Here is a 25,602-nt window from a genome sequence, read left to right as displayed (position 1 = left end):
ACGGCCCGATCAGGTCGGCGTTCGAGACGCGAGCCGGCCCGTGCTCAGGCCGGCGGCGCGCCGCCCACGAGCGCGAGCGCGTCCTCGTACCCGCCGCCCACGTCGACCCGCGTGAGGTCGCGCAAGCGCCATCGCGTGGTCGTGTCGTCCCACGTGGCGCCCGGGGTGATCTCCCGCAGCCGCAGGTTCTTCGGACCGACGCGCTCGGGCCGGCCGACAAAGCAGACCGACGGGTCGTCCTCCTCGACGTGGATCGTCACGAGCGGAGCCGCAGCCCCGGCGGTCCGCACGAGCCCGCCGACGTCGTCGAGATCCAGCGATCCCGTCGAGGAGGGCGGGCCGGGGGGCCACTCGCCGCGGGCCGTGAGAGCGGCGCGGTAGAACGCGGCGCTCTCGTCGACCCGCTCACGCACTCGGCGGACGTCGGACAACCGGACCGCGGTCCACCCGTCGAGGCGGATGTCGTCGCCGAGCACCGCGACCAGCAGCCACGCGCGTCCGACGTCGACGACGTAGCCGTCGATCGAGGCAGCCTTCCGGATGCGCCGCGTGACCCGCACGGCGGTGCGCTCGCGGACGGCGGCGGCCAGAGTCGCGCGGAGCTCGGCATCGGTGAGGCGAGGCATCCGGCCAGTCTCCTCGCCACCTCGCCGGCGCGGCTCGTGGATACCGGGTCAGTACACCGTTCGGCCGGTCGCGTCCGGGATGCCGCTGTGGCGGAAGACGTACGTGCGGAGCTGGTCGCGCCACTCGTGCGCGCTGCGGACCTGCTCGGCGAGCCGCTCGCCGACGCGTGCGTGCAGGTCGGCGGGGACCTGACCCACGACCGCGTCCCACGCGGCGGCGTTCTCGACCGTGCGGGCGGCGCCGTCCCAGTGGGTGTCGTACACGTGCTGGGCGACCGAGACGCCGCTGTGCAGCACGTGCGACCACGGCACGTGGTGGAAGAAGAGCAGCAGCTCGTCGGGGCACGTCGTGACGTCCTCGTACACGTCCCGCCACGGCTCCGGGAACTGCCCGGTGAACCCCGTGCCGGTCGCGCGCGTGCGGTCGACGCCGATGCCGTCGCGGTCGGCGAAGTGGTACGTGCCCCACGGCGTGTACTCGTACCCGTCGACGTCCGGGCCGTAGTGGTGGCCGGGGCGGACCATGAACCCGACGCCGAGCGGGGCGGTGTAGTCCTCGTACGTGCGCCACGAGTCGTCGAGGACGCGGTGCAGGGTCTCGCGCACGACAGGGTCGGCGTCCGGGAAGGTGAGCCCGATCCACTCGTCGAGCAGCGCCTGCGGGTCGGCCGACGGGTCCCACGCGAGCCGCGCGAACGTGTAGAGGTTGGCCTGCGCGAGCGGGTGGCCGGTCCAGAACGCGTCGTCGCCGACGTTCGACACGGCGACCAGCCCGGCGCGACGGGCGTCGGGCGGCCCGGCGGTCCCCGCCGCGACGTCCGCGACGGTCCGGCCGCCGTCCCCCCACGGCCGGAAGCGCAGGATCTCCGACCACTGCGGCCCCAGCCACACGGCGTGCTTCTGCTGGCCGGTGTACTCCTGCGTGACCTGGAGCTCGACGGCGAGGCGCGTGCGCGGCATCGCGGCGATCACGGGGGAGACGGGCTCGCGCGTCTGGAAGTCCATCGGCCCGTACTTCACCTGGAGCACGACGTTGTCGTCGAACCGCCCGTCGAGCGGGGAGAAGTGGTCGTGCGCGGCGCGGGCGCGGTCCGTCGACCGGTCGCGCCAGTCCTGCCGGTGGTCGTAGACGAACGCGCGCCAGAACACCGTGCCGCCGAACGGCTTGAGCGCCCGGGCCAGCAGGTTCGCGCCGTCGGCGTGGTCGCGGCCGTACGCGAACGGGCCGGGCTGGCCCTCCGAGTCCGCCTTGACGACGAACCCGCCGAAGTCGGGGACCGCGTCGTAGACGTCGGCGACGCGCGCCGCCCACCACGCCTGCACGTCGGCGTCGAGCGGGTCCGACGTGGGCAGGCCGCCGACCGTCATGGGCGCCGCGAACGACACCGACAGGTGCACGCGGATGCCGTGCGGGCGGAACAGGGCCGCGATGCGCGCGACGTCGGGCAGGCCGTTCGTGAGCAGGCGCGCCTCGGTGCGGTGCACGTTGACGTTGTTGATCGACACCGCGTTGATGCCGACCGACCCGAGCAGCCGCGCGTAGGCAGCGACGCGGGACAGGTCGTCGCGGACGCGACCGTCGGCGTAGAAGATCGACCCGCCCGCGTAGCCGCGCTCGACCTGGCCCATCACGGGGTGGACGTCGACGTTGTCCCAGTGGTCGAGCATCCGGAGCTCGTTCACCGGCGCGTGCCAGGTCAGCGCGGCCTCGCCGTCGAACGTCCCCGCGCCCGCCCGGACGAGGTGGTGGAGCCCGTACAGCAGGCCCACCGGGTCGAGCCCCAGGACCGTCGTCGTCGCTCCCTCGCGCAGGACGCCGAACGACCCAGACGCGGTCGGCACGTCGGCGGTGAGCGTGCGGACGGGGGCGTCGGACGCGGTCGTCGGCGTCGACGGCTGCACGAGCGCGAGCACGACGTCGTGCCCGCGCGCCTCCTCGACCGGCAGCGACGCGTCGGGCGAGGCGACCGTGAGCGACCCGCCCCACCGTGCGGTCGCGGCGCGGACCTCGGCCACGACGGTCGCGCCGACCGGGTCGTCGGGTCCGACGGCGACGAGCACGCGGCGCTCGCCGAGCGGACGCAGCGCCTCGTCGGGCAGCCACATGGGGTGGGCGTCGGTGCGGGTCACGCGGGTCCTTCCGTGGTGCGGTTCCGGTCGGCGCGGGGCGCGTCACCAGTCGTGGACGGTGCCGTCCTTGAGCCGGTTGAACGGCAGGTACGCCGGCTGGTACGGGAAGCGGTCGGCGACCTCGTCGTCGTAGACGACGCCCAGGCCGGGCTGGTCGCCGGGGTGCAGGAACCCGTCGGTGAACGTGAACGACTGCCGGAACACCTCGTCGGTGCGGCTGCCGTGCTGCATGTACTCCTGGATGCCGAAGTTGTGGATCGCGAGGTCGAGGTGCAGCGCGGCGGCCATGCCGACGGGGGAGATGTCCGTCGGGCCGTGGATGCCGGACTTGATCTGGTACTGCGCGGCGAAGTCGAGGATCCGGCGCAGCGCGGTGATCCCGCCGGTGTGCGTGACGGCGGACCGCACGTAGTCGATGAGCTGCTCGCGGATGATCGTCTGGTAGTCCCAGACGGTGTTGAAGACCTCGCCGATCGCGAGCGGGGTGGTGGTGTGCTGCCGCACGAGCCGCAGCGCCTCCTGGTTCTCGGCCGGCGTGCAGTCCTCGAGCCAGAACAGGTCGAACGGCTCGAGGTCCTTGCCGAGCCGCGCCGCCTGGATCGGGGTCATGCGGTGGTGGCCGTCGTGCAGCAGCGGCAGCTCGGGCCCGAACTCGTTCCGGACCGCCTCGAAGACCCGCGGGACGTGCCGCAGGTAGGCGCGGGTGTCCCAGTCCTCCTCGGCGGGCAGCGGAGCGCGCTGCGCGGGCTCGTAGTCGTACCGGCCGCCGCTGCTCGGCTGCGCCGCGACCCCGTACACCGCGTCGATGCCCGGCACGGACGTCTGCACGCGGATCGAGCGGAAGCCCAGCTCCTGGTGATGGCGGATCGAGTCGAACAGCTCGGGCAGGTCGCGGCCCGACGCGTGCCCGTACGCCATGATCCCCGTCCGGCTCGCACCGCCGAGCAGCTGGTACAGCGGCATGCCCGCGTAGCGGGCCTTGATGTCCCACAGCGCGACGTCGACCGCCGCGATCGCCGCCATCGTCACGGGCCCCCGCCGCCAGTACGCCGACCGGTAGAGGAACTGCCACGTGTCCTCGATGCGGTGCGCGTCGCGGCCGATCAGCAGCGGCACGACGTGGTCCTGGAGGTAGGAGACGACCGACAGCTCGCGCCCGTTGAGCGTCGCGTCGCCGAGACCGACCACGCCGTCCTCGGTCGTGACCCGAAGCGTGACGAAGTTGCGGTCCGGGCTGCTGACGAGCACCTCCGCCGACCGGATCGCGCTGCCCGACGGACGGGTCGCGGGGCGGGCTCCGTCCGCGGGGGCGGGTGCGGGGGTGGTCACGTCGCGAGGGTCGGCGGCGCCGGTCGTCGGGCTCGCGGCGGAGTCGGTCGTGGGTTCGGGGTGCTGCGGCGTCATCGGTGCTCCCGTCGTGCGCGGCGCCCTCGCCGCGTGCGGTCCGTTCCGTCGTCGAGCCTAGACACCGTCGTCGCGATGCGGCAATCGCTTGCCAGATATTGCCAACCGGGCACCGCGTGGACCAGCATGGACACCGCCGCAGGAGGCCGGACGACGACGACCGGACGACCCGCGGCCGAGAGGAGACCATCGATGCCGGGCACCCGGCCCACCCTCCGCGACGTCGCCGACGCGGCGGGCGTCGCGGTCTCCACCGCGTCGCGCGCCCTCACGCGACCCGGCCGCATCACCGAGGACACCGCCGCGCGCGTGCGGGCCGCCGCCGAGGAGCTCGGCTACGTCCCCAGCGCGTCCGGGCGTGCCCTCAGCTCGGGTCGCACCGGCACCGTCGCGCTCGTGCTGCCCGACGTCACCAACCCGTTCTTCTTCGGCATCGTGCGCGGCGTGCAGTCGCGCCTGCGCGTCGACGGCTACACGCACGTCCTCGTCGACACCGAGGAGTCGGTCCCCGCGGAGGAGCGCGCGCTGCGCATGATCCGCTCGTCCGCCGACGGCGCGATCCTCGCTGCCCCCCGGCTCGAGGACTCGACGCTCGCCCGGTGGGCCCGTGACATGCCGCTCGTGACGATCAACCGCCCCGTCGACGGCGACGGCATCGTGCTCGACACGCCCGGCGGCGCCGTCCAGGCGCTCGAGCACCTCGCCTCCCTGGGCCACCGCCGCGTCGCCTACGCGTCCGGCCCGCGCACGTCCTGGTCGGACCGTCACCGTCGCGCGGCGCTGCGTCCTGCCGCCCGGCGTCTCGGCGTCGAGCTCGTCGTCCTCGGTCCCTACGCCCCGCAGCGCGAGGCCGGTGCCGCCGCAGCGGATGCCGCGTGCGGCGCGGGTGTCACCGGGGTGCTCGCGTTCAACGACCTGCTCGCGTTCGGGATCCTCGACCGCCTCACCGCACGCGGGCTCGACGTGCCCGGCGACCTCAGCGTCGTCGGGTGCGACGACGTGTTCGGCGCCGACCTGGTCCGACCCGGCCTCACGACCGTCGCCGCGCCGCTCGAGCGCGCCGGTCAGCGCGCCGCCGACCTCCTGCTCGCGCGCATCGACCGGCCCCGGCGCCTCGACGGTCGCGCCGGCGACGACGGCATCCCGCCGACGGTCGACCTGCTGCCGACGCACCTCGTCGTGCGCGGCACGACGGGCCCCGCACGCGCCACGTCCTGACCCGCTCACCCGCCCTCCCGCACGCCCCCTCCGGGACGACGACGGGGTGCTGCCGCAGCAGCACCCCGTCAGCCGAGCGTCAGCGCGATCAGAGCGCGGCGTCCTGCACCACGACGACGACCGCCGACGACGTGTCGAGCTGGTCGACGATCGTCGCCTGGTTCGCGGCGCTCCCGAAGAGGCCGATGACGAAGCCGATCGCGGTGATGATCCACGCCAGCTTCTTGTGCTGCTGGTACCCGGCGAGCGGGAGGCCCGCCTTGTCCCGCTGGACACCCGCGAGCGTCAGGATCAGGTCGACCAGCGCCCAGATGCCCAGACCGCCGCAGGTCACGAGCTTGAGGATGCCCGTGCCCACCTTGCCCAGGTAGAAGCGGTCGACGCCGAGCACGCCGAGGAACCACGCGAGCAGCCACGTCGCGACGAACGACTTGGAGGACTCGGCGGGCGCACCGTACGCGGGCTGGGCCCCGTACCCAGGCGCACCGTAGGCGGGACTGCCGTACGCGGGCGCCGGCGGGGCAGCGGGCGGCTGGGGCTTGGACAGGTCGTGCGCGGGGGTGCTCGTCGGGTCGACCGGCTCGGCCGGTCCGGTGCCCTCGGGCGGGGTCGTCGACATCCATGGCTCCGTTCGTGCGTGCTGATGGGCCTCTCATCAGGTGCGACGCCGCAGCGGCGCACCGGGCGCAACGCTAGGGCCCCGCGGCTGCTGCGCGCACCGGTACGCGCCGTCGTCTCGCGCGTCGGCCGCGCGCCCCCACCCCGTCGAGGCACGATCGAGCCGTGGAACCGCACGCCCTCCTCGCCCGCACGGTGCACGCCGACGCCTGGGAGCAGCACGGTCTGCTCCGCACCGGTCGCGGCGGCGCGACGGGTGCCGCGCCCGGCGTCCGCCTCATGGCGAGCGGTCTGCCGCACCCGCAGTGGAACAACGGCGACGTGACCGACCCCGCCCTGGTGGACGTCGCGGCCCTGCGCGCCTGGTACGAGCCGCTCGCCGTCCCGTGGGGCGTCCGCGTCCCCGCCGGCTCTGCGTGGCCGCACGGCACCTTCCTGTTCCGCAAGCACCTCGTCCTGCGCGACGCCGGGCCGGTCGACGCCCCGGCGGTGCCGGGGCTGCAGGTCCGCGTCGCGGGTCCCAACGACCTGTCGACCGTCGTCGCCGTCGACGCCGCCGCCTTCGACGGCGACCCCGCGCTCGAGTCCGCGTGGATCGAGCCGCACCTGCACGCGCCTGGCCCCGTGACGGTGGCGCTCGCGTCCCTCGACGGTGCGCCGGTCGCGACCGGCTACGTGCTGCGCTCGGACGGGCACGCCGGTCCCGCGGCGTACCTCTCCGGCCTCGCCGCCGTGCCGGACCTGCCGGACGTGCCGGACCGGGCGGTGCTCGCAGCGGTCGGGGCGTGGCTGCTGCGCGGCGCGTTCACCGCAGGCGCGCGCGTCGCGCTGGCGCACCCGGACACCGAGGAGGAGACCGTGACGCTCGCCGGCCTCGGTCTCGCACCGGCCGGTGCGCTGGACGTGTACGTCGACCTCGCGTGACCGCCGGCGCCGGTCGGCGCGGCGGGCCGGGTCGCGGGGCGGCTCCCGGACCGCGTGAGCCCCACGGCTGTCGCGGACCGCCGTCGGGGTGCACCCTGGTCGGAGACGGCGGGTGGAGGGGGACACATGCCGTACGGAGAAGCCGCCCGCCCGAGGACGCCGGCCGCGGACCAGCCGCGCGGACCTGCGCAGGGCAGACGCCCGGCCGCGGCCACCGCGACGTCCGCGCTCGGCCTGCAGCGAACTGTCGGCAACCGCGCGACCGCGGGCCTGCTGTCGCCGCCCACGGTGCAGCGCGCCGGGACCGCGCACCTCCCGCAGATCACGCTGGCGACCGCCGCGCAGCACGACGTCGTCAAGGCGGCCGCCGCAGTCGCCCAGGTCGGCATCATGCGGGTGCTCGCGCGGCCGCAGCTCATCCGACGCGTGTTCGGCCTCGCTCAGGTGGCCGAGGCCACCGCCGTGTACGAGGAGATGCTCGGAGTCCTCGACCTGTGGTCGCGGGACCGCACGAAGGTCAAGGTCAGCGGCTGGCTCGCCCGGTTCGGCCGGGACGCCGAGACCCACGCGGCCTCGCAGACCATCACGCTGCCGGACACGGTCGAGCACGACGACGCGGCCGAGCTCGCCATGACGCTCGCGCACGAGTCGGCGCACGGCGCGCGGGCCGCAGTGATCGACCTCGCGTACGGCGGCACCGCGTTCCGCGTGATGACGGGCCCGCAGCGGGTGTTCAACGCCCCGCACTTCGACTTCGCGATCCGGTTCCTCGACGGCACACGGAGCGCGCTCCAGATCGGCAACCCCGACGCCGGCGCAGGCGCCGCGGCCGGCGGCGGCGGCGCGCCCGTGCCGGCGGTCGCGAGCCAGCTCGCGCGCGCGGTCAGCATCATCACGCACGCCCGGATCCACTCCGAGAACCTGCTCCAGCACCTCGTGGCGGTCGACCGCACCGGCGCCGCACCGTCCCCAGGCATCCTGGCGCAGGCCGACGGGATCCCGATGCCGGCGCACGCCACGGGCCGCACCGCCGTCGGGTACGCCCTCTGGGGCAACCCCCACCTGGTCGACGCCGACATCACGGCGCTGGACGCGTACGCACGGGGAACCGCGCAGCTCCATCTCGCGGCACAGGCGCTCACCCACGTCGTGGCCGTCGACCCGGCCGCCCCGGCCGCGTGCGCCGTGGTGGGCGGGGTCCTGCAGATCTCCACGCCCAACGGCCAGTTCGACGCCGTGCCGGTCACGGGTGCGGCCATCACCGACCCGTGGCTCGTCCTGATGCTGTCCGCCGTGCTCACCGCGTTCCCGCCGGGCGGCGGCATCGACCTCGTCAGCCTGGGGAAGGTCGACCGGCAGTACCACCTCGTCCGCGGGGGCACCGCGCACGGCTGACGACGCGGCCCGGGCTACTGCGCGGCGAGCGCCGCGAGGACGCCCTCGCCGTAGCGGTCGAGCTTGGTCGCGCCGACGCCGCTGATCGTCCCGAGCGCCTCGACGCTGGCCGGCTGCTGCGTCGCGATCTCCCGGAGCGTCGCGTCGTGGAACACGACGTACGCGGGCACGCCCTGCTCCTTCGCGGCACCGGCGCGCCAGGCCCGCAGCCGTTCGAACCGCTCGGCGGCGTCGTCGCTCAGGTCGGCCGCCACGGTGGCGCGGCGGTCACGGCTCGACGAGCCGCCGCGCGACCGGCCGGTGCGCTCGGGCTCGCGCCGCAGGCGGACCTCGCGGTCGCCGCGCAGCACCTCGGCCGACGCGGGCGCGAGCCGCAGCGTGCCGTAGCCGTCGGAGTCGACGGCGAGCAGCTCGAGCGCGAGGAGCTGGCGGACCACGCCGCGCCACTCGCCGTCGGACAGGTCGGTGCCGAGTCCGAACGTGCTGAGCGAGGAGTGCCCGAGCTGCTGGACGCGGGGGGTCGTCTTGCCGCGCAGGATGTCGACGAGGTGCCCGACGCCGTACCGCTGGTTGCGCTGGTCGAGCCGCACGATCGTCGACAGGAGCTTCTGCGCGGCGACGGTGCCGTCCCACGACTCGGGCGGAGTCAGGCACGTGTCGCAGTTGCCGCACGGCTCGGACGTCTGGCCGAAGTAGTTGAGCAGCTGCACACGGCGGCACGACACCGTCTCGCAGAGCGCGAGCATCGCGTCGAGGTGCTGCGTGAGGCGGCGGCGGTGCGCGGCGTCGCCGTCGGAGGTGTCGATCATGCGCCGCTGCTGGACGACGTCGGCGAGCCCGTACGCGAGCCACGCGGTCGACGGCAGCCCGTCGCGTCCGGCGCGGCCGGTCTCCTGGTAGTAGCCCTCGACGGACTTCGGCAGGTCGAGGTGCGCGACGAACCGCACGTCCGGCTTGTCGATGCCCATGCCGAACGCGATGGTCGCGACCATGACCAGCCCGTCCTCGCGCAGGAAGCGCGCCTGGTTGCGTGCCCGGACCAGTCGGTCGAGACCCGCGTGGTACGGGAGCGCCGGGACGCCGTTCGCGACGAGGTGCTCGGCGGTCTGCTCGACGGAGTTGCGCGACAGGCAGTAGACGATCCCCGCGTCGCCGGCGTGCTCGGTGCGCAGCAGGTCGAGCAGCTGGGCGCGCGGGTTGTCCTTGGGGGCGATCCGGTACTGGATGTTGGGCCGGTCGAAGCTCGCGACGAAGTGCCGGGCGTCCTCGAGCTGCAGGCGCTGCGCGATCTCGGCGTGCGTGGCGGCCGTCGCGGTCGCGGTCAGGGCGATGCGCGGCACGTCGGGCCAGCGCTCGTGCACCATCGACAGCTGCAGGTAGTCGGGGCGGAAGTCGTGCCCCCACTGCGAGACGCAGTGCGCCTCGTCGATCGCGAACAGCGCGATGCGGCCCTGGTCGAGCAGGTCGATCGTGTCCGGCACGCGCAGCCGCTCGGGCGCGAGGTAGAGCAGGTCGAGCTCGCCGTCGAGGAACGCCTGCTCGACGGCCCGCCGCTCGTGCGGCTGCTGCGTCGAGTTGAGGAACCCGGCGCGCACGCCGAGCGCGGACAGCGCGTCGACCTGGTCCTGCATGAGCGCGATGAGCGGCGACACGACGACGCCCGTGCCGGGCCGCACGAGCGCGGGCACCTGGTAGCAGAGCGACTTGCCGCCGCCGGTCGGCATGAGGACGAGCGCGTCCCCGCCGGCCACGACGGTGTCGATGATCTCCGCCTGGTCGCCGCGGAACGCGTCGTACCCCCAGACGCGCTGGAGGACCTCCTGCGGCGTCGGGCGCGGGCCGTCGTCGGGCTCCGGGACGGCGCGCGGACGCGTGCGGCCCGGGACGGGTGCACCGTGCGCAGCCTCGTCGCGGGCCCTCCGGTCCGCGTCGTCGGACCGGCCCGCCGACGCGCCGCGCGCAGCACGGCTGCTCCCGGAGGGCCGGTCCGGCGGTGCCGCGTCGTACGCCGGGTCGAACGGCGGCTCGTCGAACGCCGCGTCGTACGGCGGCTCGTCGTACGCGGGGTCGAAGGGCGGCTCGTCGGGCAGCGGGACGTCGTCCGTCCACGCCGCCGACGCGACGGCACGGGAGCTGGGTCGGGCGGGTCCGGCGGGCACCCGCCCACCCTACGAGCCCCGGCCCACACCGCGGACCCGCCCGGGCGAGCCGTGGACACCGGAGGGCAGGGCCGGGCTGGGGACGGCTCGCCGAAGCGCTGCGACAGGGCCCGGACGGTCCGTAGGGTGGCCGCATGGGAACCGCACTCGTCACGGGCGCCAGCGCCGGTCTCGGCCTGGAGTTCGCCTGGCAGCTCGCCACCGCCAAGCACGACGTCGTCCTCGTCGCCCGCGACGAGGAGCGCCTCACGCGTCTCGCCGCCCAGCTCGAGGCCGCTGCGGGCATCCGCGCGGAGGTGCTGGTCGCCGACCTCACGAGGTCCGACGACGTCGCCCGCGTGGCGGACCGGCTGCGCAGCGACGAGAGCCCCGTCGGCCTGCTGGTGAACAACGCCGGCTTCGGCCTCAACCAGGAGTTCGTCGGCGGCGACCTCGAGCGCGAGCTCACGGCGCTCGACGTCATGGTCCGCGCGGTCCTGGTCCTCTCGCACGCGGCCGCCGAGGCGATGGTCGCGCGCGGTCGTGGCGCGATCCTCAACGTCGGGTCGGTCGCGGCGCTCATGGCGTCGGGCACGTACTCGGCGCACAAGGCGTGGGTGCAGTCCTTCACCGAGGGCCTCGCGGTCGAGCTGAAGGGCACCGGCGTCACCGCGACCGTCGTGAACCCCGGCTTCACGCACACCGAGTTCCACGAGCGCGGCCGCATCGACATGAGCCAGTACCCCGAGATCGTCTGGCTGAACGCCGAGGACGTCGTCGCGACGGCCCTGGCCGACGTGCGCCGCGGCGTCGTGATCTCGACCCCGAGCGCGCGCTACCGCACGATGTCGGCGTTGGCCCGCATCGCCCCGCGCTCCGCGATCCGTGCGATCGGCCGCTACCGCCGCGCGATCGACGACGCCCCGGCGGACGCCGACGCCGACGCCTGAGGCGGGCCACCGCGGCACCCGGACGCCGACGGGGCCGTCGCTGCACGTCCCCGTCGGACGGGGACGACCACGGCACCCGGGCGACCGCCGCCTGACGGACGAGACGGCGGCGTCCGTCCACGGCCCACGGTCTAGCCTTGGGGGCCGTGACCCACGACCTCTCGCCGACGCCCCGCGAGCAGCTGCTCGCCCTCATCCAGGACCTCGCGGTCGTGCACGGGAAGGTCACGCTGTCGTCGGGCCGCGAGGCCGACTATTACGTCGACCTGCGCCGCGTCACGCTGCACCACCGCGCGGCCCCGCTGATCGGCCACCTCATGCTCGACCTGCTCGAGGAGGTCGGGCTCGGCACGGCCGAGATCGACGCGGTCGGCGGCCTCACCCTCGGCGCCGACCCGGTCGCGACGTCCCTCCTGCACGCGGCCGCGTCGCGCGGGCAGGACCTCGACGCGTTCGTCGTCCGCAAGGAGGCGAAGGCCCACGGCATGCAGCGCCGCATCGAGGGTCCGGACATCACCGGCCGCCGCGTGGTCGTCCTCGAGGACACGTCCACGACCGGCGGCTCGCCCATCGCGGCCGTCGAGGCCGCGCGCGAGGCGGGTGCCGAGGTGCTGGGCGTCGCGGTGATCGTCGACCGCGCGACGGGCGCGCAGGCGAAGATCGAGGCGCTCGGCGTCCCGTACCACGCCCTCTTCACGCTCGCGGACCTCGGCCTCGCCTGACGGACGGCACGGGAGCGGCCACCGGGCCGCTCGTCCGTGTCGGCGGGACCGCGCTCAGACCACGGCGAGCGTCGCGGCTGTCACGACGACCGTCGCGACCACCTCGCCGACCCCGATCGCCTTCGCCGACGGCCACGGGCGACGGCGGGGCACCAGGACCGCGCGGACGAGCAGCCCGAGCCCGACGAGCAGGCAGACCGCTGCGCCGGCGACGCGGGGCGCGGCCACGCCGGCGGCCACGAGCGCCCCGGCCACGAGGGCCGAGTGGTAACCGACGGAGACCGCGAGCACGGTGCGGTCGCCGCGGTCGCGGATGAGCGACTTCACGTACGGCACCGTGCCGAGGAAGTAGGCGGCGAGCAGCCCCGTGGCCGCCCACGCCCGCGGGTCGCCGGCGCCGGGCAGCGGCCCGGGCGAGCCGAGGCCTGCGGCCACGACCGTCATGAGCATCGCCGCGACGACGGTCACGCCGTCGTTGAGCCAGGACCGGTCGGCGCGCCGGGCCGAGCACACGAGGCTCACTGCGAGAAGCACGCCGAACACGGGCGCCCACCACAGCAGCGACGGCGTCACAGCCAGCAGGAGCCCGCCGAGCACCGCCGTCGCGACGCCGTACGCTCCGACCGGCGGCCGGTACCGCGGGCGGCGCGACGCCTTGAGCCACAGCCCGGCGGCGTTGTACGCGAGGAACGCGACCAGCCAGGCGACCAGCAGCAGCGCGTGCCGCCAGGTCGGCCCTGCGAGCACGGTGCCGACCACGAGGGGGACGACGAGCATCGCCCACGCCCCGTGCTGCTGCGGCACCCAACCCGGCCCGCGGCGGCGACGGACGGTGCCGGCACGGTGCGGGGCGGTCGTCGGCATGCGGCGAGCATGCCCCGTCGGTCACGCCGTGCGACGGGACCTAGGCCCCCCGAGGTGCCGGGCGACGGTCCGGGGCCGCCCGTGCGTCCCCGACGTCGCGAGCGGCGCCGGGACGGCCGCGACGGTCTGACGAGCCCCGAGGGACGCATCGGTCGACGGCACCGTCGCGCGGCGGGGGCAGCCGCGTGGGACGGGGTGCGCGCGACGTCGACGGTCTCCGTCGGCGGCTCGCCGGTCGGTGCGGTGGCATGCTCGCGCCATGGGGTACCTGGTCGCCGCCCTCGCCGGCGGATTCGCGCTCAACTCCCTCCCGCACCTCACGAAGGGCTTGACCGGCGGCCGCCACAAGGTGCCCTGGGCGTCGCCCGCGTCGGCGCCCGTCAACGTGCTCTGGGGCGCGGCCAACGTCCTTGTCGCGATCTGGCTGGGGGTCTGGGCGGCGGACATCGGGGTGCTGCCGGGACCGGCCCTCACGGCCGGGCTGGCGGTCGGCACTGCGTTCGGCGTCTGTCTGGCGCGCGCGTGGGCGGACGACCCCGTCGCGCGCGGGGAGGCGCCTGACGCCGGGTGACACCGCCCGGTCGAGCTGCTGCCTCCGGGGACGACGTCAGACGCGGTCGACGAGGTCCTGGACGGAGTCGGCGATCTCGCTCGGGCGGAACGGGAAGCGCTCGACGTCCTCGCGGCGCGTCGACCCGGACAGCACGAGGATGGTCCGCAGCCCGGCCTCGATCCCGGCGACGACGTCGGTGTCCATGCGGTCGCCGACCATGACGGTCGTCTCGGAGTGCGCGTCGATCCGGTTGAGCGCGGACCGGATCATCATCGGGTTGGGCTTGCCGACGAAGTACGGCTGGCGGCCGGTCGCGGCGGAGATCATCGCGGCGACGGCACCGGTCGCGGGCAGGTCGCCCTCCGCGGACGGTCCGGTGACGTCGGGGTTGGTCGCGATGAACCGCGCGCCGCCCTGGATGAGCCGGATGGCCTGCGTGATCGCCTCGAACGAGTAGGTGCGCGTCTCGCCGAGCACCACGAAGTCCGGGTCCGACGACGTGAGGGTGTAGCCGGCCTCGTACAGGGCGGTCGTGAGGCCGGCCTCGCCGATCGTGTACGCGGAGCCGCCGGGCATCTGGTCGGTGAGGAACTGCGCGGTCGCGAGCGCGGACGTCCAGATGGCGCGCTCGGGGACGTCGATCCCGCTGGCCCGCAGGCGGGCGGCGAGGTCGCGCGGCGTGAAGATCGAGTTGTTGGTGAGGACCAGGAAGGGGCGGTCGCCGTCCCGCAGGGCCGTGACGAACTCGGCGGCGCCCGGCAGGGCGGTGCCCTCGTGCACGAGGACGCCGTCCATGTCGGACAGCCAGGAGCGGATCTCCCGCGTCACTCGCCGAACACCTTGCGCTCGACGGCCTCGCGCTCGGACTGCTCGTCGTAGCGGGTGTCGCGACCGTCGGCGTCGAGCGGCGCGTCGTCGCGGTGGCGGCGCGCGCGCAGCAGCTCGATGCCCATCGGCACGACCGACAGCAGGACGATGAGGACGAGCAGGCCCTCGATGTTGTCCTTGACGAACGGGATGTTGCCGAGCAGGTAGCCGAGCATCGTCACGCCCACGCCCCACAGGAGCGCGCCGACGGCGTTGTAGGTGACGAAGTGGCGGTAGCGCATGTTGCCGACGCCCGCGGCGACGGGCGCGTACGTGCGCACGATGGGGACGAAGCGCGCGACGATGATCGTCCGGCCGCCGTACTTGTCGAAGTACGCGTACGTCTGGTCGATGTACTTCTTCTTGAAGAAGCGCGAGTCGGGCTTGTTGAAGACGCGCGGGCCGAGCCGCCGGCCGATGAAGAAGGCGGTCTGGTCGCCGAGGAACGCCGCGAGGAACAGCAGCCCGCACAGCATCCAGATGTTGATGTGCACCGGGAACAGGTCCTGCGCGACCAGCGCGCCCGCGGTGAAGAGCAGCGAGTCGCCGGGCAGGATGGGGAACAGCAGCCCGGTCTCGACGAAGATGACGGCGACGATGCCGATGACGACCGCGGTCCCGAACGACGAGATCATGTGGTCGGGGTCGAGGAAGTCCGGCCCGAGCGTGGCGACGGGGCCGGCGGCGTGCAGTGCGGCCCCGAGGGTCGTCGTCAGCATGACGTCCAGGGTACGTGCCCGCCCGTGGCCCCGACGTGCGTCCCTGTGTGGGAACGGTGTGGACCGCGGCTCGTCGTCGTCGGGACAATGGGCGCCCACCGGCGGTCGAGGAGAGGGCGGCGATGCGGTCCACCGTGAAGGACGTCGCGCTGCGCGCCGGGGTGTCCCCGAAGACGGTGTCGAACGTCATCAACGGCACCGCGTTCGTCCGGCCGGAGACGCGGGCCCGCGTCGAGGAGGCGCTCGCGGAGCTCGACTACGTGCCGAACCTGGGCGCCCGGGGCCTGCGCAACGGTCGGTACGGGCTGATCGCGCTCGCGCTCCCGGACCTCTCGACCGCGTACTCGGCGGAGGTCGCGCACCACTTCGTCGAGGAGGGGCACGCGCGCGGGTGGAGCGTGCAGATCGAGGAGACGGCCGCGGAGCCGCACCGCGAGCAGGCGCTCCTGTCCCGGGCCCGGTCGCACCTCGTCGACGGGCTCGTCCTCAACCCGGTGTCGCTGGCCGAGTCGGTCGTCGACGAGCACGTCGCGCGGGGTCCGCTGCCGCCCACGGTCCTGATCGGCGAGGTCGAGCAGGACCGGACGGACCAGGTGGGCGTCGACAGCGTCGCGGGGGCGCGCGACATGACCGAGCACCTGCTCGCGACGGGCGTGCGGCGCATCGCCGTCGTCGGGGTCCCGGGCGACGCCGAGACGGCGGCTGCCCGGCAGCGGACCGAGGGCTACCGCCAGGCGCTCGCGGCCGCGGGTGTGGCGCACGACCCCGTGCTCGAGATCGCCACGCCGCGCTGGACGGCCGACGAGGCGCGTGACGCGGTGCGGGCGTTCCTCGACGAGCACCCGCCGCCCGAGGCGTTCTTCTGCTTCACCGACTCGATGGCGCTCGCGGTCGTGCACGTGCTGTGGGAGCGAGGGCTGCGCGTGCCCGACGACGTGGCGGTCGCGGGGTTCGACGACGTCGAGCCGAGCCGGTACGCGGTGCCCCCGCTGACGACGGTCTCGTTCGACCTGCGCGCGTTCGCGGCGACGGCGCTCGACCTGCTGCGCGACCGCATCGACGACCCGCACCGCGCACCGCGGCGCCTCACCGTCCCGCACCGCGTGGTCGTCCGCGCGAGCACGACGCGCTCCTGAGCCGGTCCCGGCGATCTGTCCGGTTGGCGGCGTGGCGTCCCTCTTGCCGACCCGTTTCAACGATGTAATGCTCACGACTGGTCCTGCCACGGCCAACCCCGGGGACGGCGTCGAACCGTCCGCGAGCCGACGGTGGCGGGACCTCGACACGTGTCTCACGAAGGAGTGACGGCATGACCGATCGCCACGGGCCCCCGCGCGGCCCGAACCCCTCCACCCCCGCGCTCGACCGCGCCGGGTTCGTCGTCCCGGGCCGCTCCGGCCCGTCCTCGGGCCTGACCGGCCTCACCCGCCGGCAGATGCTGCTCGGCTCGCTCGCGGCGATCGGCGGCGTCGCGGCCGCGGGGTCGCTCGCGGGCTGCGCGTCCCCGACCGCCGCCGCCGACGGCGTCCGCGAGCTCGCGTTCTGGCACCTGCTGTCCGGCGGCGACGGCATCAACATGGCCGGCCTGGTCGAGGACGTGAACGCCCTCGACCACGGGTACCACGCGACGCAGACCGTCCTCGCGTGGGGTGCGCCGTACTACACCAAGCTCGCGATGGCGAGCGTCGGCGGGCGCGCCCCGGACACCGCGATCATGCACGCGTCGCGCATCGCCGGGTACGCCCCGGGTGGCCTGCTCGACCCGTGGGACCTCGACCTGCTCGCCGAGTTCGACGTCACCGAGCAGGACTTCCTCCCGCGCGTCTGGGAGAAGGGCGGGCTCGACGGGACGCAGTTCTCGATCGCGCTCGACTCGCACCCGTTCGTGATGTTCTACAACACCGACATCGCCGAGCAGGCGGGCGTGCTCGGGTCCGACGGCCAGCTCGCCCCCATCGAGGACGCCGACCAGTTCCTCGAGGTCGCGCGCGCCATGCAGGGCGTCACCGGCAAGCACGGGCTGTCGTACGGGTACCTCGGCGACGGTGCCCAGATGTGGCGGCTGTTCTACACGCTCTACAAGCAGCACGACGCCGAGTTCGACCTGTCGGGCACCCGCGCGGAGGTCGACACCGACGCCGCGGTCGAGTCGCTCGAGTACATCCAGACGCTGCTCGACGGCACGATCTGCGCCCCCGACGGCGACTACGGCACCGCGGTCGCGGAGTTCATGTCGGGGGAGAGCGGGATGTTCTTCACCGGCGTCTGGGAGCTGCCGACGGCCAAGAACGCCGGCATCCCGTTCGACGCGATGCCGATCCCGACGCTGTTCGGCACGCCCGCCGCGTACGCGGACTCGCACGCGTTCACGCTGCCCCACCAGTCCGACCCGGACCCCGAGCAGCGGCGCGCGACCTACCGGTTCGTCGCGGACATCCTGCAGAGCTCGTTCGCGTGGGCCGAGGCCGGGCACATCCCCGCCTTCCAGCCGGTCGTGCAGAGCCCCGAGTACCAGGACCTCGTCCCGCAGGCGCACTACGCACCCGCGGCCGAGATCCTCAACTACGACCCCGAGGCGTGGTTCACGGGCTCCGGCAGCGACTTCCAGAGCTACTTCCTGGAGACCGTGCAGAACGTGTACCTCGACGGCGCGGACCCGGCGGAGGGCTTCGGCGCCTTCGTGCGACGCGTCGACGTCCAGCTCTCGAAGCCGAACCCGGTCTGACGCCTTTCCTGCCGACCTGACCGCCCGATCCGACGAAGGAGTCCGATCGTGTCCTCTGCCGCTGTAGACGTCGGCGCCGGACGTAGCCGTACCGGCACGTCGACGTCCGACCGATCCACCACCCGCACCCCACGATCGCGCGACACCCGCATCGGCTGGCTGTTCGTCGCGCCGTTCGTCGTCGTCTTCGCGATGTTCCTGATCTGGCCGCTCATCCACGGCTTCTACCTGTCGTTCACCGGCGAGTCGATCACCGGCGCCGGCGGCGCGTTCCTCGGCTTCGACAACTACGCCGAGGCCCTGCGCGACCCGATCATGTGGCGCTCGATGCTCAACACGCTGTGGTTCACCGTCCTCTCGACGGTGCCGCTCGTGCTCGTCGCGCTCGTCATGGCGCTGCTCGTGTTCCAGGGGCTGCCCGGCCAGTGGCTGTGGCGGCTGTCGTTCTTCATGCCGTTCCTGCTCGCGTCCACCGTGGCCGCGCAGTTCTGGATCTGGATGTACAACCCCCAGCTCGGCCTCGTGAACTACATGCTCGGCGCCCTCGGCGTCGAGGGACAGGCCTGGTTGCAGGACACGCGGTGGGCCATGCTCGCGGTCGTCGTCGAGACGCTGTGGTGGACCGTCGGGTTCAACTTCCTGCTCTACCTGACGGCGCTGCAGAACATCCCCGAGCAGCAGTACGAGGCGTCCGCGCTCGACGGCGCCGGCCGCTGGCGGCAGCTCTGGTCGATCACGATCCCGCAGCTCGGCCCGACCACGGCGCTCATCGTCATCCTGCAGATCCTGGCGTCGCTCAAGGTGTTCGACCAGATCTACATCATGACCCAGGGCGGTCCGGGCGGTGTGACGCGGCCCGTCGTCCAGTACATCTTCGAGTCCGGCTTCACCGGGTACCGGTTCGGCTACGCGTCGTCGATCGCGTACATCTTCTTCGCGGTCATCATCATCGTGTCGCTCGCGCAGGTCCCGTTCACCTTCCGCAGGAGCGCCCGATGACCACCACCGTCGCCCCGCAGCCGAACGCCGGAGCCGCCGGAGCCGCCGTCGCCGGCGGTCGTCGTCGCCGCCCGCAGGGCAGATTCGCGCACGCCGCGGGCCTGCGTGTCGGCGAGCACTTCGCCAGCCCGGGCCGGATCCTCGCGATCGTCACGCTCGTCGTCCTCGCCGTGTTCTGGCTGCTGCCGTTCCTGTGGGCCGTGTTCACGTCGTTCAAGTCCGAGACCGCCGCGGCCGCCACGCCCGTCTCGTGGTTCCCGTCCGACGGGTTCACCACCGACGCGTACGCGAGCGTGCTCCGCGAGGGGAACATCCCGCTCTGGACGTGGAACAGCCTGGTCACGGCCGTGGCGATCACGGTCATCACGCTGACCGTGTCGTCGCTGGCCGCCTACGCGCTCGCCCGCATCGACTTCCGCGGCCGCCGGTGGCTGTTCTGGCTGATCATCGCGTCGATCATCGTGCCGCCGCCGGTGCTGATCGTCCCGCTGTTCTACGAGATGCTCACGCTCAACCTCGTCGACACGTACTGGGCGATCATCCTCCCGCAGGTCGTGCACCCGGCCATGGTGTTCGTCCTCAAGAAGTTCTTCGAGCAGGTGCCCGTCGAGCTCGAGGACGCCGCCCGGATCGACGGCGCCGGACGCCTCCGGGTGTTCTGGTCGGTCGTGCTGCCGCTGTCGCGACCCATCCTCGCGGCCGTGTCGATCATCGTGTTCATCGGCGCGTGGAACAACTTCCTGTGGCCGTTCATCATCACGAGCGACGCCTCGCTGATGACCCTGCCCGTCGGCCTGCAGACCGTGAAGAGCGCGTACGGGCTGCAGTACGCGCAGACGATGTCGTCCGCCGTGCTCGCCGCGCTGCCGCTGATCGTCGTCTTCCTGTTCTTCCAGCGGCAGATCATCAAGGGCTTCTCGACCACCGGCTTCGGCGGTCAGTGACGTCCCCGGCGGCGGCCCGGACCACCCGCCGGGCCGCCGCCCTCCCCGCACCGCGCACCACCCGCAGCACCCTGAGGAGACCCATGACCCAGGCACGACTCGTCCTCGACCGCGACTTCACCGTCGGGGAGGTGCCCCGCCGGATCTTCGGCTCGTTCGTCGAGCACATGGGCCGGTGCGTCTACACGGGCATCTACGAGCCCGGGCACCCCGCGGCCGACGAGCACGGGTTCCGCACCGACGTGCTCGACCTCGTCCGCGAGATGGGCGTGAGCGTCGTCCGGTACCCCGGCGGCAACTTCGTGTCCGGCTACCGGTGGGAGGACGGCGTCGGGCCCGTCGACCAGCGCCCGCGGCGGCTCGACGGCGCGTGGCACACCGTCGAGACCAACGCGTTCGGGCTGCACGAGTTCGTCGACTGGGCGCGCGTCGCGGGCGTCGAGGTCATGGAGGCCGTCAACCTCGGCACGCGCGGCGTCGAGGCGGCGCGTCAGCTCGTCGAGTACGCCAACCATCCCGGCGGCACCGCGCTGTCCGACCTGCGCGCCGCGAACGGGCACCCGGAACCCTTCGACATCCGGCTGTGGTGCCTCGGGAACGAGATGGACGGCCCGTGGCAGATGGGCGCCAAGACGCCCGAGGAGTACGGCCGGATCGCGCAGGAGACCGCCAAGGCGATGCGCCTGGTCGACCCGACGATCGAGCTCGTCGCGTGCGGGTCGTCGAACTCCGGCATGCCGACCTTCGGCACGTGGGAGCAGACCGTCCTGCGGCACGCGTACGAGTACGTCGACTACGTCTCGCTGCACGCCTACTACCAGGAGGACGAGGGCGACCACGCGTCCTTCCTCGCGTCGGCCGTCGACATGGACCACTTCATCGAGTCGGTGGTCGCGACCGCCGACGCCGTGCGGGCCGCCGGGAAGCACACCAAGCGCATCAACCTCTCGTTCGACGAGTGGAACGTCTGGTACCAGCGCGGGAAGGACACCCCCGACCAGCCGCACGTCATCGAGCGCGAGGGCGTCTGGCGCGAGCACCCGCGCATCATCGAGGACGAGTACGACGTCACCGACGCCGTCGTCGTCGGCACGTTCCTGAACTCGCTCCTGCGGCACGGCGACCGCGTCAAGGTCGCCAACCAGGCGCAGCTCGTCAACGTCATCGCGCCCATCCGGTCCGAGCCCGGTGGGCCCGCGTGGCGGCAGTCGATCTTCTGGCCGTTCGCGCGGATGTCGGCGCTGGCCCACGGGCAGATCCTGCGGGTTGCGGCGACCTCCGACCGGTACGACGCGGGGAAGTTCGGCGACACCGACCTCGTCGACGCCTCCGCCACGTGGGACGAGGAGCACGGGCGCGTCGCGCTGTTCCTCGCGCACCGGGGCCTCGACGCGGCCGCCGACGTCACCGTCGACCTGCGCGGCTGGACGGGTGCGCGCGTGACCCGCGCCGAGGTGCTGACGATCCCCGAGGGCGGCGACCGGTTCACCGCGAGCACGCAGGACCGCCCCGACGCGGTCGGCCTCGTGCCCCTCGACGACGTCCAGGTCGACGGCTCGACGGCGACCGTCCGCCTGCCCGCCCTGTCGTGGGCGGTCGTCGAGCTCGAGGTGACGAAAGCCTGACACCGCGTCACGGCCCGGCCTCGCCACCGCCCACCGCGCCGAGCCCGTCGGTCCGCGCCGGGTTCGCCGGTCGAGGCTGACGAGCTCGGCGCGGTGTGACGAGCTCGCTGGTCGTCGGCGGGGGAGGGCAGCGGCATGATCGGGGCATGACGCAGCGGACGGTCGTGGTCGTGGGAGGGACGGGGCTCGCGGGGCGGGCCGTCGTCGAGGAGGCGCTCCGGCGCGGGCACCGCGTGCGGTCCGTGTCGCGGCACGTCCCGCCGGCGACGCGGCAGGTCGTCGGGGCCGAGTACGTGGCCGCCGACGCCGTCGCGGCCGACGCCCCCGAACGGCTCGGCGCCGCGTTCGACGGTGCCGACGTCGTGATCGACACCGTCAACGGGGAGACGCCCGCCGCCGCGAAGGTCCTGACGGCCGGTGCCGCGTCGATCGCGCTCGCGGCCCGCGACGCGGGCGTCGGCCTCGCCGTCGAGCTGTCGATCGTCAACGTCGACCGCGGCACCGCGATCGGCTACTACCGCACCAAGGTCGCGCAGGAGCGCGTCTACCAGGCGAGCGCGGTCCCGACGACGCTCGTGCGCGCCGCGCAGTTCCACGACTTCTTCGACCGGTTCTTCGGCCGCCCGACGCTCGCGGGTGCGCTCAGCCGCGTCGGCACCGTGCCGTACCTGCGCGGCGCGCGCCTCCAGCCGATCGACGTGACCGACGTCGCGCGGGCGCTCCTCGACGTGTCCGCGGCGCTCGACGCCCCGCTCGACGGGGAGGCCCGCGACGAGGGCGAGCCCGGTCGGCGGACGGTCACCGTGGCCGGCCCCGAGGAGCTCGACGGTGCCGACCTCGCACGCCGCTGGGCCGCCGCGCACCGCAGCCGGCGCGTCCCGGTGGGCCTCCCGGTCCCCGGCTACGGTGCGTTCTTCTCGTCCGGCGACGCGACCGCCCCCGACGCCCGCTACGGCCGTGTCACGTACGACGAGTGGCTGGCCCGGACGGCCGGCGCATGAGCCACGGCCCGCACGACCCGCTCCACGACGCGCTCCCGGGCGGCGAGCCCGACCCGGTCAGGCTCCGCGACGCGGTCCCGGACGACGCGGTCCGGCTGGCGCGGATCTGGTCGGCCGGGTGGCACGACGGCCACGACGGGCACGTCCCCGCGGAGCTGAGCCGGCACCGCACCCCGCAGTCGTTCGTCGACCGTGCCCCGGGCCTCGTGCCCCACACCCGCGTGGCGGTGCTGGGCGGGGACGTCGTGGGGTTCGCCACCACGATCGGCGACCAGGTGGACCAGGTGTACGTCGACGCGAGCGCACGAGGGACCGGTGTCGCGGCGGCGCTGCTCGCCGACGCGGCCCGCGTCGCCGCCGAGGCCGGCCATGCCCACCCCTGGCTCGCGGTCGTCCCGGGCAACGCACGCGCCCGCCGCTTCTACGAGCGTCAGGGCTGGGCCGACGAGGGCCCGTTCGACCACCGTGTCGAGGTCGCCCCGGGTGTGAGCGTCGACGTGCCGTGCCGTCGGTACCGCCTGACCGCCGTGGACCGGTCGCCCGCGGCCGCGGCCGCGGGCGTCGCGTCGGACTCGGGCGACGCGTGACGCCCCACCGCCACCCGGACGACGACCGCGCGCCGGACCTGCCGGCGGACGTCGGCGTCGGGCCCTGGCCCGGCGGACCGGACGCGTGGCCGCGCGATCCGGCGACGGGCGACGTCGACCCCCGCTACGACCCCGAGCTGCTCGCGCACGGCGACCGGCGCAACGTCGTCGACCGGTACCGCTACTGGACGGTCGAGGCCGTCGTCGCGGACCTCGACACGCGCCGCCACTCGTTCCACGTCGCGATCGAGAACTGGCAGCACGACCTCAACATCGGCTCGGTCGTCCGCACCGCGAACGCGTTCCTGGCGGCCGAGGTGCACGTCGTGGGCCGCCGCCGCTGGAACCGTCGCGGCGCGATGGTGACCGACCGCTACCAGCACGTCCGCCACCACCCGACGGTCGACGACCTGCTCGCGTGGGCGTCCACCGCGGGGCGCGACGGCACGGCCCTGCCCGTGCTCGGCGTCGACAACCTCCCCGGCTCCGTCCCGCTCGAGGGCTACCCGCTGCCGCGCGCGTGCGTGCTCCTGTTCGGTCAGGAGTCGGTGGGGCTGTCCGACGCCGCGCGTGCGGCCGCGCAGGACGTCCTGCACATCGCCCAGTTCGGCTCGACGCGCTCGATCAACGCGGGAGCGGCCGCCGCGATCGCGATGCACGCGTGGGTCGCGCAGCACGCGGGCCCGCGACCGGCGGCCTGACGGGTGAGCCGCCGGTGCCGGCGAGCCCGGGCACGCACGGGACCGCACGACGTGCGTGCGCGCGAGCGCCAGACGTGCGACCTCAGGGGCGGTTGACGACGCAGCCGTTCGGCGGCAGGTCGAGGGCGTCACGCAGCGCGGAGCCCGCGGACCCCCGCGCGTTGTTGACCGCGGTCGCGACGTCGGGGTGCTCGCCGTAGTAGCCCGGCTGCGCGGCCGCGGTCCGGACGAAGTCGAGGTACGCGACGAGCGCCGCCTCGAACGCGTCGGCCTCGGGCCGGACCTCGGGCGGGAAGGTGATCGCCCGGAGGTCGACCAGGAACCGCTCGTCGATCGCGACCTCGGTCGCGAGGTCCACGTCGTACAGCTTCCGGCCCTGCGACTCGATGCGGTCCGAGAGCGCCATGCGGTCGGCCGACGTGGCCTCGGCCGCCGCGAGGTACGCGACGGCCGCGGGCGACGACCCGGGCGGGGCGACCTCCGGGGCGCACGGGTCGGCGGGGGCCCCGCGGTGGGCGCGGGCGGCGCGGTCGGCGGGGGCTCCTCGGTCGGCAGGCGCCGCCTGGTCGGTGGACAGCGGGACGACGAACGCGCACGCGGCGAGCATCGGGAGGGCGAGGGCCGCCACGAGGGCGGCACGGGCGGCACGGGCGGGGCGCGAGGTCCGGGACGTGGTCACGACGAGCCGGTCGGCACGCGCGACCGCCGACTTGAGCGCGCGGCCCGGCTAGCGCCTGATCTCGCCGTCCCGTGGGAAGGACGTCCCGACCGGCCCTTTGCCGAACGGTGGCAAACTGTGGGCGACACCGCCCTACGAACGCAGGAGTGCTGCAGATGGCCATCGCCACCCCCGAGGTCTACGCCGAGATGATCGACCGGGCGAAGGCGGGCAAGTTCGCCTACCCGGCCGTGAACGTCACGTCGTCCCAGACCGTCACCGCCGCGCTGCAGGGCTTCGCGGAGGCCGAGTCGGACGGCATCCTCCAGGTCTCCGTCGGCGGCGCGGAGTACGCGTCGGGCGCGACGGTCAAGGACCGCGTCGCCGGCTCGATCGCGCTCGCCGCGTACGCGACCGAGGTCGCGAAGGGCTACGGCATCACCGTCGCCCTCCACACCGACCACTGCGTCAAGAAGAACCTCGACTCGTGGGTCCGCCCGCTGCTCGCGCTGGAGGCCGAGCAGGTCAAGCGTGGCGAGAACCCGACGTTCCAGTCGCACATGTTCGACGGCTCGGACATCCCGCTGGACGAGAACCTCGTCATCGCGGCGGAGCTCCTCGAGCTCTCGCAGGCGGCCCGCACGATTCTCGAGATCGAGGTCGGTGTCGTCGGCGGCGAGGAGGACGGCCACGAGGCCGAGATCAACGAGAAGCTCTACACGACGGCGGAGGACGGTCTCGCGACGGTCCGCGCGCTCGGCGTCGGCGAGAAGGGCCGCTACCTGACGGCCCTCACCTTCGGCAACGTGCACGGCGTCTACAAGCCGGGTGCGGTCAAGCTGCGCCCGTCGATCCTCGCGGAGATCCAGAGGGCCGTCGGCGCCGAGGTCGGCAAGGACTCGCCGTTCGACCTGGTGTTCCACGGTGGCTCGGGCTCGACGGCCGAGGAGATCGCCGAGGCGGTCGACAACGGCGTCATCAAGATGAACATCGACACGGACACGCAGTACGCGTTCAGCCGTCCGGTCGCCGACCACTTCTTCAAGAACTACGACGGCGTCCTGAAGGTCGACGGCGAGGTCGGCAACAAGAAGGCGTACGACCCCCGCGCGTGGGGCAAGCTCGCCGAGGCGGGCATGGCGCAGCGCATCGTCGAGGCGGCGCAGCAGCTCCGCTCGGCGGGTCACAAGCTCTGACGCACTGACGACGACGGGCCCCGACCACCGCGGTGGTC

At 73.9% G+C, this 25,602-nt stretch carries 24 protein-coding genes; 15 read left to right on the top strand and 9 right to left on the bottom strand.

Annotated elements, in window-relative coordinates:
- Positions 1-44 precede the first annotated feature (44 nt).
- The 3 genes from GXP71_RS13595 to manD are packed head-to-tail and all read right to left on the bottom strand — an operon-like array spanning position 45 to position 4,160.
- Positions 45-626: a hypothetical protein gene (locus GXP71_RS13595; RefSeq protein WP_162353074.1), complete on the bottom strand. Its 582-nt coding sequence runs from the start codon at positions 624-626 to the stop codon at positions 45-47.
- Between the two features lie 48 nt (positions 627-674).
- Positions 675-2,756 carry an alpha-glucuronidase gene (locus tag GXP71_RS13590; RefSeq protein ID WP_238402418.1) on the bottom strand — a complete coding sequence of 694 codons (2,082 nt, stop codon included), beginning with the start codon at positions 2,754-2,756 and terminating at the stop codon, positions 675-677.
- A 42-nt stretch (positions 2,757-2,798) separates the two neighbouring features.
- Positions 2,799-4,160, bottom strand: a complete 1,362-nt coding sequence (gene manD, locus GXP71_RS13585; protein ID WP_238402417.1) for a D-mannonate dehydratase ManD — start codon at positions 4,158-4,160, stop codon at positions 2,799-2,801.
- A gap of 192 nt (positions 4,161-4,352) precedes the next feature.
- Here manD and GXP71_RS13580 point away from each other — a divergent pair, with 192 nt between their 5' ends.
- The gene (locus GXP71_RS13580) at positions 4,353-5,378 is read left to right on the top strand and encodes a LacI family DNA-binding transcriptional regulator (RefSeq protein WP_162353073.1); all 1,026 of its coding nucleotides are present in this window, start codon (positions 4,353-4,355) and stop codon (positions 5,376-5,378) included.
- A gap of 88 nt (positions 5,379-5,466) precedes the next feature.
- Here the strand turns inward: GXP71_RS13580 and GXP71_RS13575 are convergent, their stop codons facing one another.
- Positions 5,467-5,997, bottom strand: a complete 531-nt coding sequence (locus GXP71_RS13575) for a TM2 domain-containing protein (RefSeq protein ID WP_162353072.1) — start codon at positions 5,995-5,997, stop codon at positions 5,467-5,469.
- Between the two features lie 164 nt (positions 5,998-6,161).
- Between GXP71_RS13575 and GXP71_RS13570 the strand changes: the two genes are divergently transcribed.
- Both GXP71_RS13570 and GXP71_RS13565 read left to right on the top strand, forming a co-directional pair.
- Positions 6,162-6,920, top strand: a complete 759-nt coding sequence (locus tag GXP71_RS13570; protein WP_162353071.1) for a hypothetical protein — start codon at positions 6,162-6,164, stop codon at positions 6,918-6,920.
- 126 nt (positions 6,921-7,046) lie between these two features.
- Complete coding sequence (locus GXP71_RS13565) at positions 7,047-8,315, top strand: hypothetical protein (RefSeq protein WP_162353070.1); 1,269 nt, start codon at positions 7,047-7,049, stop codon at positions 8,313-8,315.
- Positions 8,316-8,329: 14 nt separating this feature from the next.
- Here the strand turns inward: GXP71_RS13565 and recQ are convergent, their stop codons facing one another.
- Entirely contained in the window at positions 8,330-10,405 is a 2,076-nt protein-coding gene (gene recQ, locus GXP71_RS13560; protein WP_370521016.1) for a DNA helicase RecQ, read from the bottom strand.
- A 203-nt stretch (positions 10,406-10,608) separates the two neighbouring features.
- On the opposite strand from recQ, the gene GXP71_RS13555 reads away from it, so the two are divergent.
- Positions 10,609-11,403, top strand: a complete 795-nt coding sequence (locus GXP71_RS13555) for an SDR family oxidoreductase (protein ID WP_162353068.1) — start codon at positions 10,609-10,611, stop codon at positions 11,401-11,403.
- A gap of 146 nt (positions 11,404-11,549) precedes the next feature.
- Entirely contained in the window at positions 11,550-12,125 is a 576-nt protein-coding gene (pyrE, locus tag GXP71_RS13550) for an orotate phosphoribosyltransferase (RefSeq protein ID WP_162353067.1), read from the top strand.
- A 54-nt stretch (positions 12,126-12,179) separates the two neighbouring features.
- On the opposite strand, the gene GXP71_RS13545 is transcribed toward pyrE, so the two are convergent.
- Positions 12,180-12,989 (bottom strand): YwiC-like family protein, encoded by an 810-nt coding sequence (locus GXP71_RS13545; protein ID WP_162353066.1) that lies wholly within the window; start codon positions 12,987-12,989, stop codon positions 12,180-12,182.
- A gap of 259 nt (positions 12,990-13,248) precedes the next feature.
- On the opposite strand from GXP71_RS13545, the gene GXP71_RS13540 reads away from it, so the two are divergent.
- Positions 13,249-13,560: a hypothetical protein gene (locus GXP71_RS13540; RefSeq protein WP_162353065.1), complete on the top strand. Its 312-nt coding sequence runs from the start codon at positions 13,249-13,251 to the stop codon at positions 13,558-13,560.
- A gap of 36 nt (positions 13,561-13,596) precedes the next feature.
- Here the strand turns inward: GXP71_RS13540 and GXP71_RS13535 are convergent, their stop codons facing one another.
- Both GXP71_RS13535 and GXP71_RS13530 read right to left on the bottom strand, forming a co-directional pair.
- Positions 13,597-14,370, bottom strand: coding sequence for an HAD-IIA family hydrolase (locus tag GXP71_RS13535; protein WP_202924250.1), 774 nt, complete (start codon positions 14,368-14,370; stop codon positions 13,597-13,599).
- Complete coding sequence (locus tag GXP71_RS13530; RefSeq protein ID WP_162353064.1) at positions 14,367-15,128, bottom strand: VTT domain-containing protein; 762 nt, start codon at positions 15,126-15,128, stop codon at positions 14,367-14,369. Before GXP71_RS13530 ends, GXP71_RS13535 begins: the two co-directional genes overlap by 4 nt.
- Before the next feature lie 122 nt (positions 15,129-15,250).
- Between GXP71_RS13530 and GXP71_RS13525 the strand changes: the two genes are divergently transcribed.
- From GXP71_RS13525 to GXP71_RS13490, 8 genes are all read left to right on the top strand, one after another.
- On the top strand, positions 15,251-16,264 hold the full coding sequence (locus GXP71_RS13525; RefSeq protein ID WP_124343362.1) for a LacI family DNA-binding transcriptional regulator: 1,014 nt from the start codon (positions 15,251-15,253) through the stop codon (positions 16,262-16,264).
- A gap of 299 nt (positions 16,265-16,563) precedes the next feature.
- Entirely contained in the window at positions 16,564-17,853 is a 1,290-nt protein-coding gene (locus tag GXP71_RS13520) for an extracellular solute-binding protein (protein ID WP_238402754.1), read from the top strand.
- A gap of 48 nt (positions 17,854-17,901) precedes the next feature.
- Positions 17,902-18,852: a carbohydrate ABC transporter permease gene (locus tag GXP71_RS13515; RefSeq protein WP_124343360.1), complete on the top strand. Its 951-nt coding sequence runs from the start codon at positions 17,902-17,904 to the stop codon at positions 18,850-18,852.
- Positions 18,849-19,796, top strand: a complete 948-nt coding sequence (locus tag GXP71_RS13510; RefSeq protein WP_124343359.1) for a carbohydrate ABC transporter permease — start codon at positions 18,849-18,851, stop codon at positions 19,794-19,796. Before GXP71_RS13515 ends, GXP71_RS13510 begins: the two co-directional genes overlap by 4 nt.
- An 83-nt stretch (positions 19,797-19,879) precedes the next feature.
- Positions 19,880-21,421: an alpha-N-arabinofuranosidase gene (locus GXP71_RS13505; RefSeq protein ID WP_162353062.1), complete on the top strand. Its 1,542-nt coding sequence runs from the start codon at positions 19,880-19,882 to the stop codon at positions 21,419-21,421.
- Positions 21,422-21,567: 146 nt separating this feature from the next.
- Positions 21,568-22,422, top strand: coding sequence for an SDR family oxidoreductase (locus tag GXP71_RS13500; protein ID WP_162353061.1), 855 nt, complete (start codon positions 21,568-21,570; stop codon positions 22,420-22,422).
- Entirely contained in the window at positions 22,419-23,009 is a 591-nt protein-coding gene (locus tag GXP71_RS13495) for a GNAT family N-acetyltransferase (protein WP_162353060.1), read from the top strand. The genes GXP71_RS13500 and GXP71_RS13495 overlap by 4 nt, the downstream gene beginning before the upstream one ends.
- Positions 23,006-23,710: a TrmH family RNA methyltransferase gene (locus GXP71_RS13490; RefSeq protein WP_162353059.1), complete on the top strand. Its 705-nt coding sequence runs from the start codon at positions 23,006-23,008 to the stop codon at positions 23,708-23,710. Before GXP71_RS13495 ends, GXP71_RS13490 begins: the two co-directional genes overlap by 4 nt.
- A gap of 82 nt (positions 23,711-23,792) precedes the next feature.
- On the opposite strand, the gene GXP71_RS13485 is transcribed toward GXP71_RS13490, so the two are convergent.
- Positions 23,793-24,389 carry a hypothetical protein gene (locus GXP71_RS13485; RefSeq protein WP_162353058.1) on the bottom strand — a complete coding sequence of 199 codons (597 nt, stop codon included), beginning with the start codon at positions 24,387-24,389 and terminating at the stop codon, positions 23,793-23,795.
- 155 nt (positions 24,390-24,544) lie between these two features.
- Here GXP71_RS13485 and fbaA point away from each other — a divergent pair, with 155 nt between their 5' ends.
- Complete coding sequence (fbaA, locus tag GXP71_RS13480; RefSeq protein ID WP_162353057.1) at positions 24,545-25,564, top strand: class II fructose-bisphosphate aldolase; 1,020 nt, start codon at positions 24,545-24,547, stop codon at positions 25,562-25,564.
- Positions 25,565-25,602 lie beyond the last annotated feature (38 nt).

Origin of the sequence: Cellulomonas sp. H30R-01 (assembly GCF_010119915.1) — a bacterium.
Taxonomy (GTDB): Bacteria; Actinomycetota; Actinomycetes; order Actinomycetales; family Cellulomonadaceae; genus Cellulomonas; species Cellulomonas algicola.
The sequence above is the reverse complement of the archived record's forward strand: the minus strand, read 5'-3'. Positions and strand labels throughout refer to the sequence as shown.

Coding starts and splice junctions, on each gene's coding strand:
- GXP71_RS13595 (WP_162353074.1), bottom strand. CDS start 626: ATGCCTCGCCTCACCGATGCCGAGCTCCGCGCGACTCTGGCCGCCGCC.
- manD (WP_238402417.1), bottom strand. CDS start 4,160: ATGACGCCGCAGCACCCCGAACCCACGACCGACTCCGCCGCGAGCCCG.
- GXP71_RS13580 (WP_162353073.1), top strand. CDS start 4,353: ATGCCGGGCACCCGGCCCACCCTCCGCGACGTCGCCGACGCGGCGGGC.
- GXP71_RS13575 (WP_162353072.1), bottom strand. CDS start 5,997: ATGTCGACGACCCCGCCCGAGGGCACCGGACCGGCCGAGCCGGTCGAC.
- GXP71_RS13565 (WP_162353070.1), top strand. CDS start 7,047: ATGCCGTACGGAGAAGCCGCCCGCCCGAGGACGCCGGCCGCGGACCAG.
- GXP71_RS13555 (WP_162353068.1), top strand. CDS start 10,609: ATGGGAACCGCACTCGTCACGGGCGCCAGCGCCGGTCTCGGCCTGGAG.
- GXP71_RS13545 (WP_162353066.1), bottom strand. CDS start 12,989: ATGCCGACGACCGCCCCGCACCGTGCCGGCACCGTCCGTCGCCGCCGC.
- GXP71_RS13540 (WP_162353065.1), top strand. CDS start 13,249: ATGGGGTACCTGGTCGCCGCCCTCGCCGGCGGATTCGCGCTCAACTCC.
- GXP71_RS13530 (WP_162353064.1), bottom strand. CDS start 15,128: ATGCTGACGACGACCCTCGGGGCCGCACTGCACGCCGCCGGCCCCGTC.
- GXP71_RS13525 (WP_124343362.1), top strand. CDS start 15,251: ATGCGGTCCACCGTGAAGGACGTCGCGCTGCGCGCCGGGGTGTCCCCG.
- GXP71_RS13520 (WP_238402754.1), top strand. CDS start 16,564: ATGCTGCTCGGCTCGCTCGCGGCGATCGGCGGCGTCGCGGCCGCGGGG.
- GXP71_RS13510 (WP_124343359.1), top strand. CDS start 18,849: ATGACCACCACCGTCGCCCCGCAGCCGAACGCCGGAGCCGCCGGAGCC.
- GXP71_RS13505 (WP_162353062.1), top strand. CDS start 19,880: ATGACCCAGGCACGACTCGTCCTCGACCGCGACTTCACCGTCGGGGAG.
- GXP71_RS13500 (WP_162353061.1), top strand. CDS start 21,568: ATGACGCAGCGGACGGTCGTGGTCGTGGGAGGGACGGGGCTCGCGGGG.
- GXP71_RS13495 (WP_162353060.1), top strand. CDS start 22,419: ATGAGCCACGGCCCGCACGACCCGCTCCACGACGCGCTCCCGGGCGGC.
- fbaA (WP_162353057.1), top strand. CDS start 24,545: ATGGCCATCGCCACCCCCGAGGTCTACGCCGAGATGATCGACCGGGCG.